At 52.0% G+C, this 12,161-nt stretch carries 13 protein-coding genes; 10 read left to right on the plus strand and 3 right to left on the minus strand.

Features of this window, described 5'->3' with window-relative positions; genetic code table 11:
- Positions 1-24: 24 nt before the first annotated feature.
- The 9 genes from DHf2319_RS07210 to DHf2319_RS07250 all read left to right on the plus strand — a co-directional run bounded on the left by DHf2319_RS07210 (position 25) and on the right by DHf2319_RS07250 (position 8,228).
- Positions 25-411, plus strand: coding sequence for a Rid family detoxifying hydrolase (locus DHf2319_RS07210; protein WP_243477491.1), 387 nt, complete (start codon positions 25-27; stop codon positions 409-411).
- Positions 383-2,428 carry an ATP-dependent DNA helicase RecG gene (recG, locus tag DHf2319_RS07215; protein ID WP_243477492.1) on the plus strand — a complete coding sequence of 682 codons (2,046 nt, stop codon included), beginning with the start codon at positions 383-385 and terminating at the stop codon, positions 2,426-2,428. The genes DHf2319_RS07210 and recG overlap by 29 nt, the downstream gene beginning before the upstream one ends.
- Positions 2,429-2,451: 23 nt before the next feature.
- On the plus strand, positions 2,452-3,405 hold the full coding sequence (locus tag DHf2319_RS07220) for a LysR substrate-binding domain-containing protein (RefSeq protein WP_243477493.1): 954 nt from the start codon (positions 2,452-2,454) through the stop codon (positions 3,403-3,405).
- A gap of 58 nt (positions 3,406-3,463) precedes the next feature.
- Positions 3,464-3,964 (plus strand): Dps family protein, encoded by a 501-nt coding sequence (locus DHf2319_RS07225; protein ID WP_243477494.1) that lies wholly within the window; start codon positions 3,464-3,466, stop codon positions 3,962-3,964.
- Between the two features lie 3 nt (positions 3,965-3,967).
- Positions 3,968-4,840: a 4-hydroxybenzoate octaprenyltransferase gene (gene ubiA, locus DHf2319_RS07230; RefSeq protein ID WP_243477495.1), complete on the plus strand. Its 873-nt coding sequence runs from the start codon at positions 3,968-3,970 to the stop codon at positions 4,838-4,840.
- 57 nt (positions 4,841-4,897) lie between these two features.
- Positions 4,898-5,746, plus strand: coding sequence for a pyrroline-5-carboxylate reductase (gene proC / locus DHf2319_RS07235; protein WP_243477496.1), 849 nt, complete (start codon positions 4,898-4,900; stop codon positions 5,744-5,746).
- A 109-nt stretch (positions 5,747-5,855) separates the two neighbouring features.
- Positions 5,856-6,950, plus strand: coding sequence for a tartrate dehydrogenase (locus tag DHf2319_RS07240; RefSeq protein WP_243477497.1), 1,095 nt, complete (start codon positions 5,856-5,858; stop codon positions 6,948-6,950).
- A gap of 19 nt (positions 6,951-6,969) precedes the next feature.
- Complete coding sequence (locus DHf2319_RS07245) at positions 6,970-7,743, plus strand: aldolase/citrate lyase family protein (protein WP_243477498.1); 774 nt, start codon at positions 6,970-6,972, stop codon at positions 7,741-7,743.
- An 11-nt stretch (positions 7,744-7,754) separates the two neighbouring features.
- Positions 7,755-8,228, plus strand: a complete 474-nt coding sequence (locus DHf2319_RS07250) for a c-type cytochrome (protein WP_243477499.1) — start codon at positions 7,755-7,757, stop codon at positions 8,226-8,228.
- Between the two features lie 186 nt (positions 8,229-8,414).
- Here the strand turns inward: DHf2319_RS07250 and DHf2319_RS07255 are convergent, their stop codons facing one another.
- Positions 8,415-9,917, minus strand: coding sequence for a thymidine phosphorylase family protein (locus DHf2319_RS07255; RefSeq protein ID WP_243477500.1), 1,503 nt, complete (start codon positions 9,915-9,917; stop codon positions 8,415-8,417).
- On the minus strand, positions 9,914-11,290 hold the full coding sequence (locus DHf2319_RS07260) for an MBL fold metallo-hydrolase RNA specificity domain-containing protein (RefSeq protein ID WP_243477501.1): 1,377 nt from the start codon (positions 11,288-11,290) through the stop codon (positions 9,914-9,916). The genes DHf2319_RS07255 and DHf2319_RS07260 overlap by 4 nt, the downstream gene beginning before the upstream one ends.
- Positions 11,291-11,460: 170 nt before the next feature.
- Between DHf2319_RS07260 and DHf2319_RS07265 the strand changes: the two genes are divergently transcribed.
- Entirely contained in the window at positions 11,461-11,754 is a 294-nt protein-coding gene (locus tag DHf2319_RS07265) for an antibiotic biosynthesis monooxygenase family protein (protein ID WP_243477502.1), read from the plus strand.
- A 29-nt stretch (positions 11,755-11,783) separates the two neighbouring features.
- Here DHf2319_RS07265 and DHf2319_RS07270 read toward each other — a convergent pair whose 3' ends face one another.
- Complete coding sequence (locus tag DHf2319_RS07270; protein WP_243477503.1) at positions 11,784-12,095, minus strand: hypothetical protein; 312 nt, start codon at positions 12,093-12,095, stop codon at positions 11,784-11,786.
- Positions 12,096-12,161 lie beyond the last annotated feature (66 nt).

The raw sequence follows: 12,161 nt of genomic DNA on the forward strand, positions 1-12,161 counted from the left end.
CTCAAACTCAAAAGGAGAACAGCGTTGAGCAAGGAAATTATTCACACAGATAAAGCACCAGCGGCAGTCGGCCCTTATTCGCAGGCAGTCGCTACTAGCGCCTCAAAGCTGGTGTTTCTGTCCGGGCAGATTGGATTTGTTCCAGCCACTGGAGAGCTTGTCACTTCTTCTTTTGAGGAGCAGGTCAAACAGGCATTTCAGAACATGCAGGCAGTGGTTGAGGCATCCGGTGGCAGTTTAAACAGTATTGTAAAGTTAACCTTGTATCTTACTGATTTAAATAATTTTTCTGTAGTCAATGAAATCATGGCTACCATGATCCCACAGCCGTTTCCAGCGAGATCAACCGTCGGTGTGGCCAGCTTGCCCAAGGGGGCCTCATTTGAGGTCGAAGCCATCGTCGCCCTCTAAACGTCGCAGTGCGACAACACTACTAGAGCGGCTTGGACTATCGACGCCGCTCGATTTTGTCTTGCATTTCCCGATTCGGTATGAAGATCAAACGAGTCTTCAGACCATATCAGTCGCCACCCCAGGGCGACACCTTCAGATTGAGGGCGAAGTTGTATCGTCCGAGGTGATCTATCGCCCCAGAAAATACTTGACTGCCCAATTTAGAGACAACACGGGCACCATACAGCTGCGATGGCTCAATTTTTATCCTAGCCAGATTCAACAAATGCAGGCCGGAAAGCGATGGCGAGTGCGGGGTGAGATTCGGGCGGGGTATCAGGGGCTTGAAATGGTGCACCCCAAAGTGTCAAGCCCGTCCCAGCCACTGCCCACATCGCTGACCCCGGTTTACCCATCCACTGAAGGTCTAGCACAAAGAGCGATCCGCCAGCATATTGAAACGGCTCTTCAAACTGTCGACCTCAGTGACACGCTACCGCCGGCGGTCGTGCAGGCCTATGGTTTGCTAAGCTTTGAGCAAGCGGTCGATATTTTGCATCGACCCAAACCGGGTGATGACCTTGTCTGCCTTGAGGACCGGACGCATCCGGCCTGGTTACGCGTGAAGTTTGATGAGTTACTAGCGCAACAATTGAGTTTGGCCTATGCACGCGAGCAACGGCGGGAACGTCGAGCCGAACCTTTGTTACCACCAACTGATAGGATCAGCTTGGCTGATAAGCTGTTGGCTCATTTGCCATTTCAACTCACAGGTGCTCAGCAACGGGTTGTGGCTGAAATCCACGCGGATCTAGCGCAAAGCTATCCGATGCATCGGTTGCTGCAAGGCGACGTTGGCAGCGGTAAAACAGTGGTGGCCGCGTTAGCTGCCATGCGCGCAATCGATAACGGCAAACAGGCCGCCGTCATGGCTCCAACCGAAATCCTGGCTGAGCAACATTTTTTAAAGCTTGAGCCTTGGGCACGTGCGCTTGGCCTGCGCTGTGTTTGGCTTTCTGCAGGATTACGCGCTCCAGTCAAACGAAAAGCGTTGGCCGAGATTGCTTGCGGGCAGGCGCAGCTCGTGGTCGGTACGCAAGCGTTGATTCAATCAGGCGTAGAGTTTCACGACTTGGGGTTAGCCATCGTGGATGAGCAACATCGGTTTGGTGTGTCGCAGCGCTTATCGCTCGGTGGCAAAGCCTTGGGTGGACTGCCACATCAACTAACCATGAGCGCCACGCCTATTCCTCGCTCTTTGGCGATGACATTCTTTGGGGATCTGGATGTGTCAGTCATTGACGAGCGACCGCCCGGGCGTCTACCCGTCAAAACCAAGCTGGTAAGTGCCTCGCGCCGCACGCAAGTCATTGAAGGACTGCGTGACTCCGTGAACAAAGGCGGACAGGTCTATTGGGTATGTCCTCTGGTCGAGGAAAGCGAAGCGTTACAGCTGCAAACTGCAGTCGATACACACGAAATGCTAAGGCAAGCCTTGCCAGGTTTGACAGTAGGTCTAGTGCACGGACGGATGTCTGCAGCAGATAAGACTGAAGTCATGCAGCGTTTTAAAACCGGTGAGATTTCTGTGCTAGTGGCCACCACAGTCATTGAGGTTGGGGTGGATGTGCCAAACGCCAGTCAAATGGTGATTGAGCACGCTGAACGCTTTGGGCTGGCACAGTTACACCAGCTACGTGGACGAGTGGGGCGGGGTACTCGCGAGTCAGTGTGTGTATTGATGTATGAGCCACCTCTATCAGCAGAGGCAAAGTACCGGTTAAAAGCGATGTATGAGACTGACGATGGATTTGAAATTGCCAGGCGGGATTTGCAGTTGCGCGGCCCAGGTGAGTTCCTCGGAGCGCGTCAATCAGGTTTGTCGTTATTACGTTTTGCGGACTTTGAGGCTGATGCGCATTGGGTTACTCGAGCTAAAGAATTGGCCCAAAGATTACGACAAGAATACCCAGACATTGCGCGGCGTCATATTAATCGCTGGATGCAGGGGCGTGAGGCTTATTTAAACGGTTAGGATAGAAGCAGGAGAGATGACTGATGACACTGACTGAACTGAAGTACATCGTTGCTGTTGCCCGAGAGCGACATTTTGGGCGGGCTGCTGAGGCTTGTTTTGTCAGCCAGCCGACGTTATCAGTCGCCATACGGAAACTTGAGGATGAGCTCGGCATTATTATTTTTGAGCGCGGCGGCTCTGAAATTGGTGTCACGCCAGTGGGTGAACGCGTCGTTGCACAAGCACATAAAGTGTTGCAAGAAAGCGCTGCCATCAAGGAAATAGCTCGCATGGGTCATGACCCTTTGGCAGGGCCATTGCGAGTCGGTGTTATCTACACCATTGGCCCGTACCTTTTGCCTCGCCTGATACCGACGCAGATCGAGCGCACGCCACAAATGCCATTGATCTTGCAAGAAAACTTTACGGTCAAGCTCGTCGAGCTGTTACGCCAAGGCGAAATCGACTGCGCCATCATGGCGTTGCCACTGCCGGATTCGGGTTTAAGTATGGTGCCTATTTATGATGAGCCATTTATGGTGGCCATGCCAGCACATCATCCATGGTCGAGCCGCCAGGAAATTGATGCCGAGGACCTCAAGCAAGAAAACATGCTTTTACTTGGCTCCGGTCACTGTTTCAGGGACCATGTGCTTGGTGTCTGTCCGGAATTGTCGCGTTACTCGGATGCATCCGAGGGCATACAACGTACGTTTGAAGGATCATCGCTTGAGACGATCCGCCACATGGTTGCCGCAGGGATTGGTTTAACCGTGATGCCGGTTACGTCATTGATGGGCAACGACCATCCCGAGTCCCGGCTATTGAAGTATGTACCCTTCAAAGCACCCGTTCCTGAACGTCGAGTGGTACTGGCCTGGCGTAAAAGTTTTCCGCGCATGCCAGCGATTAAAGCGCTTGCTCAGGCAATACAGGCAACGCAGTTACCTGGAGTGCAGATGCTCAAGCTTGATGTCAGTGCATTAGACGAGTAGTCGGTGCAGTGGTATTCTGGATTCAAACGTTGTCGGTATTTTTGTAGAGGACAAGATCATGGCTAAAAAGCTCACAGCAACTGCCAAAGCCCCCCCAATCAACATTGGCATATCAGCCAAGGATAGAGCGGCAGTTGCCAGCGAACTGTCAAAAATGTTGGCTGACTCGTACACGCTCTACATGATGACCCACAATTTCCACTGGAATGTGGAAGGGCCAATGTTCAACACCTTGCACGCGATGTTCATGACTCAATACACCGAGCAGTGGACAGCGCTTGACGACATCGCCGAGCGAATACGAGCGCTTGGACATTATGCACCTGGTACATACGCCGATTACGCTAAGCTCTCTTCGATTCGAGAACCCAAGGCTGTGCCAGAAGCCACCGATATGATTCGCTTGCTGGTTCAAGGCAATGAAGCGGTCGCCAAAACAGCGCGCACCGCGCTGAATCAGGCTGACCAAGCCAATGATCAGCCCAGCGCCGATTTACTGACCCAGCGTCTGGACGTTCATGAGAAAAATGCGTGGATGTTACGTAGTCTTTTACGCTAAGTCATGACAGCTGCAGTCATGGGTCGGCTTGGCCTATACGCCCGGCTCGTTCGTCTGGACAAACCGATAGGCACTTTATTGCTGCTGTGGCCCACTTTGTGGGCCCTGTGGGCAGCCGGGCAGGGCAATCCACCTTTATCCATTCTGGTGATATTCGTTGTCGGTACATTTTTGATGCGCTCAGCCGGGTGTGCGATTAACGACTACTTTGACCGCGACTTTGATAGACACGTGCAGCGCACGCAAGCTCGTGTGCTCACCGCAGGACTGATCAAGCCCAAAGAGGCCTTGATGGTGGCAGGTGGCTTGGCATTGATCGCGTTTGTGCTGGTTCTGAGTCTAAATGCACTCACAATCGGACTCTCGTTCGTGGCGTTGTTGCTAGCGGCTACATATCCCTTGATGAAACGGCTGTTTGGCGTGCCGCAAGCTTATCTTGGCATTGCCTTTGGTTTTGGTATTCCGATGGCGTTTGCTGCCGTGACGGATTCTGTGCCGTTAGTTGCTTGGGTACTGTTATTGGCCAATATATGTTGGACAGTGGCTTACGATACGGAATACGCCATGGTTGATCGCGACGATGATGTCAAGCTCGGATTGAAAACTGCAGCCATCACATTTGGTCAATATGATGTCGTAGCAATAGGAGTTTGCTATACCCTTGCAATCATCTTGCTTGGGTATGCGGGCCTGTTGATGGGGTGGGGGGTGCCTTACTTGAGCGGCCTGGCCTTGGCCAGCGCAATAGCCTTGGTGCACATGCGCTGGATCAGACACCGTGACCGTGCGGCATGTTTCCGGGCATTTCGCCATAACAACTGGTTTGGGGCGATGGTCTTTGCTGGGATCCTGGCTCAGTATTTGATTCACGGTTAGACACAAAGACCAAACCATCAGTCCATAAAGCCATCGAACAGCGTACACTTGGCAACCATGACAACACACATTGATATTGCATTCGTGGGCGGCGGCAACATGGCTGGCGCACTGATTGAGGGGCTGTTAAAGCGAGGGATGCCACCCGAGCGTCTTCATGTCATCGAGGTCAATGGTGATACGCGTGCCCGCTGGCGTGAGCGCGGCTTATCCGTGTCAAGTGAGCCGGATCAGTCCTTGTCGCATCACCAGATGTGGGTGCTGGCCGTAAAGCCTCAGCAACTCGCCGAGGTCGTACAGCAGTGCAAACCCTTCTTGTTGCCACACACTGTGGTGCTGAGCATCGCAGCGGGGATCTCGATGACTTGTTTGTCGAACTGGCTAGGTTCATCCACAAAGCCTTGGCCTTTGGTGGTGCGAGCCATGCCCAATACACCGGCGTTGGTAGAGAAGGGAATGACCGGACTGGCAGCCGGCGTGGCAGTCTCGGCTGAGCATCGTGCGCACGTGCAAAATATCCTGTCTGCCGTTGGCGAGGTTGTCTGGGTAGACTCCGATGACATGATTGATGCAGTGACAGCGGTCTCCGGTAGCGGCCCGGCTTATGTGTTCCGGTTCATTGAGGCCATGATGGAAGGGGCCGTGGCCTTGGGGCTAGATGAGGTTCAAGCCAAGCAATTAACGCTAGCCACACTAGCCGGTGCAACCGAATTGGCCTCTCAATCTGCTGAGCCTGTTTCCGTTTTGCGCGAGCGGGTGACATCCAAAGGTGGCACGACTGAAGCGGCTCTAAAAGTCATGCAGACTGAAGGATTGGCTCAGATCGTTCAACGCGCAATGCAGGCTGCCTATGAGAGAGCAGGCCAGTTGTCGCGAGAGTTTGGTGACGACCCTGGGCCGAGATGAGCCTCTGGCCTCGATTCGCCCAGCATCACGAGACAAATGCTTGCAACACTGAATATTTAGTAACAACCAAGGGTTAGTGAGCGCCCAGCTAATGGATAAGGCACGCAACATGAGCAAAACATTTCGAATCGCAGTATTACCTGGTGATGGTATTGGCAAGGAGGTCATGCCTGAGGGCTTGAAAGTCCTGCAAAAGGCGGTCGATAAATTCGGCCTGAAACTGCAATTTGAACATCACGAATGGGCTTCTTGTGATTATTACGCCAAGCATGGTGACATGATGCCAGTTGACTGGAAGGAGCGTTTGGCCGGATCCGACGCCTTATTGTTCGGGGCGGTCGGTTGGCCCGACACCGTACCTGACCATGTGTCGCTGTGGGGATCGTTGCTTAAGTTTCGCCGCGAATTCGACCAGTACATCAATTTGCGTCCAGTGCGTTTGTTCGATGGTGTACCGTGTCCGCTGGCCAATCGCAAAGCGGGCGATATTGATTTTTTTGTGGTGCGAGAAAACACAGAGGGTGAATATACCTCGCTCGGTGGCACCATGTTCCCGGGTACAGATCGCGAGATTGTGATCCAGGAGTCGGTCTTTAGTCGTATTGGAACTGACAGGGTACTTAAATACGCGTTTGAACTCGCCAGCCAGCGGGCACGCAAGCACCTGACCATTGCCACCAAGTCAAACGGTATTGCCATCAGCATGCCGTATTGGGACAGCAGGGCTGCGGAGATGGCAAAAAAATACCCCGACATTACGACTGACAAACAACATATCGATATCTTATCGGCTCGTTTTGTGTTGCAGCCTGGCCGCTTTGATGTAGTCGTTGCGTCCAACCTGTTTGGCGATATTTTGTCGGATCTGGGGCCAGCTTGTACTGGTACGATTGGCTTGGCGCCATCGGGTAACCTGAATCCGGATCGACAGTTTCCTTCCTTGTTCGAGCCCGTTCATGGCTCTGCGCCCGATATTTACGGCAAAGGCATTGCTAACCCTATCGCGATGATTTGGTCGGCTGCATTAATGCTCGATTTTCTGGGGCGTGGGCTCTCAGGTGACGAGCAGCAACCTTATCTGCAGGCGCACGACACGATCTTAAAGGCCATCGAAACGGTACTTGCCCAGGGTCCCCGTACGCCAGATCTAGGTGGCAATTCCAATACGGTTGCACTCGGTGACGCAGTGGCACAATTGGTCTAATGAGCCCGGAAAAACCAGCATGAATCTCACATTTGATAACCGGTTCAAAAAGCGATTGCTAAGGGGTGAGCCACAAATAGGCTTGTGGCTGTCGATTCCGAGTGCGTTTACCGCAGAAATTTGTGCCACGGCTGGCTACGACTGGCTCTTGCTCGATGGCGAGCACACGCCCAATGATATCCAAACCGTCTTGAGTCAGATTCAGGCGTGTGGTGGGTATCCGCAAACTCATCCAATCGCGCGTCCGGTTATCGGTGATCCCGTGCTGATCAAACAATTGCTCGATATCGGCGTACAGACTCTATTGATCCCGATGGTTGATAGCGCCGAACAAGCAAGAGAGCTTGTTCGCGCCACTCGATATCCGCCTAAGGGGTTTCGGGGGGTTGGCTACGGCACTGCGCGAGTCTCTCGGTGGGATTTACGTCAGAACTACGCGCAAGTCGCAGACGACGAGGTTTGTTTGCTCGTTCAAGCTGAAACCCAAACAGCAATAGGAAACCTTGACGCTATTTGCGCTGTCGAGGGTGTGGATGGCGTCTTTCTAGGTCCCTCCGATCTTGCAGCCGCTTACGGTCATCTTGGAAATCCCGGTCATCCCGATGTGCAAACGGTTATCGAGAACGCCATCCTCACCATACTGAAGCACGGCAAAGCGCCTGGCATCCTGACGCCAGACGAAAACCTAGCCAAGCGCTACTTATCTTTGGGTGCGAAGTTTGTAGCAGTCGGACTTGAGGCGAGGGTGCTTGCTCGCGGGGTACGCGAACTTCGTCAGAGGTTTACCACCTAAATCGCATGCTTATGCGATATTTTGTTCCTGTTTTGGTGGCTTTACTGCCGATGGCCATCGGCTATGGCGTCTGGCATTTCATGAGCGATTCCAGAATTGCAACGGATGCTTGGATTTCCCCGGATGATGGTCAAGCCAGGCTTGAAGGTAAGCGCCTTTATGACGCTTACTGCGCGAGCTGCCATGGCGTGCACCTCCAAGGCGAGCCCAAATGGCGCGACCGCATGGCCAATGGCAGGTTGCCAGCGCCACCCCACGATGTGTCTGGTCACACCTGGCACCATTCCGATGCCCAATTAATTGAGATGATCAAGATCGGTTTTATGGGCGGTGTCAACGCGCCGCGAGGATACCAGAGTGACATGCCAGCATTCGGATCGATTCTGTCAGATGAACAAATCAGGCTGATCTTGGCCTACATCAAGTCGTCTTGGCCAGAGCAGGCGCTAGCTGCCCAGAAAGAGATTTCGCTCAATAGAGAATGAAACTGCCAAAGGGAATACGATAGGCGGATTGCATACTTCCATAAATCAGTTACTTTACATAATATACATTATGCGCTTTAAAGAAGTGAGAGTACAGATCTGCTCGTAACACTTTTCTATTAATTTAATCATTAATAATCAGAGTCTTATATATTGTTTTTGATAATTACGTTTAGGTAATGGTGTTCATTGGCTTTCAATCAACAACGGCGGATGGGAATCCAAATACGTCAACGCGTAGGTCAGCTCTCCTTGAGCTTCTGCGTGCATACTGAACAATGGATCACCACGACTGACCGTATCACCAAGAGCCACTTGCAGCTGCACGCCAGCAGTTTTGGCCTCTGGTGCGCCCAAGAGTTTTGCGAGCCTGGCCAATCGACGGTTATCGATCGCGTTAATGGTGCCGGCAACGCTTGCAGTAACCAAATGCACTATTGGTGCGCGCAATGGTTCTGTAAAGCCTCCTTGAGCGTGGCAAATCCTTAGAAATTTTTCCCAGGCCTGACCAGACACCACAATTGAGTTGGCCAATCGATAGCCATCACCCGCCGGGCACTTACCACAGAGCTCCAATACTTCAGCCGCTAGCCTTAACGCTCGTTCGCGTAAATCAGTCGGCGCTTGCGGGTGGTTTCTTAGAACGGCAATGACATCATTAGCCTCTAGTGCAGGACCAATTCCGCGGCCAACAGGTTGCAGGCCATCAGTACGGACTACCTTCAAGTTCAAGCCATTGGCAAAAGCAACCTGGTTGAGTAAGTGTTCGAGCTGGTCAGCCTGCTCTTTACTACGAACCTTGGCAGTTGGGCCGATCGGAATATCAATGACTGTGTGAGTTGACCCGGCAGCAATTTTTTTGGACAGTACAGAGGCAACGAGTTGGGCATCACTGTCAAGCTCAAGTGGACGAGCGACTTTGATCATCAAGTCATCGGCTGGGCTCAGAGCCAGCGAACCTCCCCACACAAAACAACCGCCCTCCTTGTCCACCACGGCACGCATGGCGTCAAGACTCAATGTAACCGGTGTCATGACTTCCATCACGTCAGCAGTGCCGGCTGGCGATGTAATCGCTCTTGAGGACGTTTTAGGCATGGTTAAGCCAGCGCTGGCAACAATGGCCACCACAATAGGCGTCGTTCGATTGCCTGGTAAACCGCCAACACAGTGTTTGTCGGCCACTGGACTTACCCCCCAGCTCAGGCGTTCACCGATCGCAACCATGGCGGCAGTCAAGTCGATGACCTCTTGCACATTGGCGCGCCGACTTGCCATGGCTGTTAAGAAGGCTGCAATGTGGATGTTGGCGTAGCGACCTTTGGCAATATCGGACACGATAGTCTCAAATCCATGCCGATCAAGTTTGTGGCCGTAGATTTTGGTGCGCAATTGACTCAGTGAGTCCAAGGGAGCTGCCTGCATCACTTCAATAGGGTCACCCTGTTTAGCACCGAGATCCTGTTCGGTGTTCAATGACAGTCCAATCTGGCCACAATCTAGTAGATCTGAATGGATCACGTTCACGATCGCAATGACACTTTTATTGTGATGCCTAAGTTCAACTCGAGTCTGTGCCTCGATGCCTTCAGACTTGCAGATATGGCAATCACGATGCATGAATGCCACATGCTCTTGCAAAGTATCAATACCTAATGGTTTGTAGATCAAGCTTGCAGGCTGGGTCATAAGCGCACTTCCTGCCCAAGCAATGGAACCACACAATCAATGCCAAGCTCACGTTCAATGCGTAGACGCAAAGCATCGGCAGCGTCAGGTTCACCATGATTAAGATAAACTCGGCGAGGCTCTCGTGTCGCTGTTTTAAGCCAGTCAATCAATTGATCGGCATCCGCATGTGCAGAAAACCCGTCAATTGAATGAATGCTAGCCTTGATGATCAGATCTTGCCCAAACACACGGATCGAAGTTTCACCGGCCACCATGCGTGCACCGCGGGTGCCCGCAGCCTGAAACCCGGCAAAGACGATCGAGTTGCGATGGTCACCCACCAAAGTACGCAAATGATGCAGCACCCTGCCACCGGTTGCCATGCCACTGGCCGAGATAATGATGCGTGGATATTTGAGCTCATTCAATGCCTTCGACTGCTCAACTGTTTGCACCATTTTTGCGATGCCGAAGACCTCTTTTATCGCTTTTTGCGACAATAAATGATCATCGTGATGACGCTTGTAAAGTTCAGTGACATTGACCGCCATGGGGCTATCCAAAAACACGGGTACTTTCGGAATTTGGCCAGACTTGATCAGAGAGTCAATCGTGTGCAGCAGTACTTGTGAACGACCAACCGCAAACGCTGGCAATAAAACCGCACCACCCCGCTCTACTGTGTCTTTGATGATTTTTGCTAATAGGAGCTTCGGATCTTCGCTTGGATGGCGACGGTTACCGTAAGTTGATTCCATCACCAGATAATCGACGTCGCCAAGTGGCTCGGGCGCACCGAGAATCGGTGCTTCGGCTCGACCCAAATCACCAGAAAACACGATTTCATCTTGATTGGCCTTGACTCGAATGGATGCCGCGCCAAGGATATGGCTTGCATACTGCAGTTTGACCGGCAATCCAGGCAACACTTCCTGCCATTGACCAAACGGCATCGGTTCGAATAGTTCGAGCGTTTTTTCTACATCATCGATGGTGTAAAGCGGCTTGGCCGGATGGTGCTTGGATGTGTGATGCCGATTGGCATACTCAGCCTCTTCAGCCTGTAACTTGGCACTATCAATCAGTAAAACACTCGCAACATCAATAGTGGCATCTGATGTGTAAATCGGACCGTTATATCCTTGACGCACGAGCAACGGCAACGCACCTGAATGGTCGATGTGAGCGTGCGTCAAGACGACCGCTGATAGTTTTTTGACATCGAACGGCAACTCAAGCCAATTGAGCTGTCTTAGGTTCTTGTATCCCTGAAACAACCCGGCATCGATCATGACTTGATGCTCTTTGACCTTTAAAAGAGTCTTGGAACCGGTCACTGTGCCGGCAGCTCCGAGAAGGTTCAAGCTAGTGTCACTTCTTGACTTGTGCATCTCGATTTACTCCTAAATCAAACAGGGAGCCGGCATCCTAAACTTGATTGGCTTTGGGCGATTCTGTGGTGAGACAAATCCACCCACCTGCTTCTACGATACACTGGCTTGGTTATTGCTGTGATGATTGCTTTGCAATCGCCTAAAAAATTTAAACTGGAGGCATGATCGTGGTGACTGAAATTGCACATTTGCTTGTCAAGGCTGGTGAAGAAACCGAATTTGAGAAAAAAGTTGCATTAGCCAAGCCCCACTTTTTGTCTTTCGAAGGTTGTCACGGCGTGACGCTGGCCCGTTGTGTAGAGAATCCCCAGCAATACCAGCTATTTGTTCAGTGGGATACAGTTCAACGGCACATGGTTGACTTTCGTCAGAGCGAGAATTTTCAAAAATGGCGCGAGCTCGTGAGTCCACATTTTCAAGAAGCGCCCTGGGTTGAACACGTTGCCGATGTACCACTTTGATCGATGGTTCAGCCAAACAACTCAAAACCTCAGTACCCCTGATCAGCCCGCTTTTGAGCGTAGCGCATGTCTGCGTCAAACTGTAGCCTGGCTCGAGCTAGGCACACTTTTTTGTCCTCGGCGCTTAAACCCTCGCACGCGGCTTTATTCATTTGGTAGGCCGCTCTGGCCTCGCGTTGGAATAGCTTCAGAATCTCCTCGCTAGACATGCGGTCATCTGCTGTTGCGATTGCGGCCGGATTTGGTGCGTCAGTCGTGGATCCTGACGCTTTTTGTTCGACTTGTGCTTGGGCAGAGCTTAACCCTGATGCGAGTCCGATGCCGATAGTTATCAGCCCCATGGCAACTATTCGTGAAACGCGTGGGTACCTGTAGATACCCACCGTGAAGGGTAAGCCTTTATAGTA

This window comes from Orrella daihaiensis (assembly GCF_022811525.1).
Classification (GTDB): domain Bacteria; phylum Pseudomonadota; class Gammaproteobacteria; order Burkholderiales; family Burkholderiaceae_B; genus Algicoccus; species Algicoccus daihaiensis.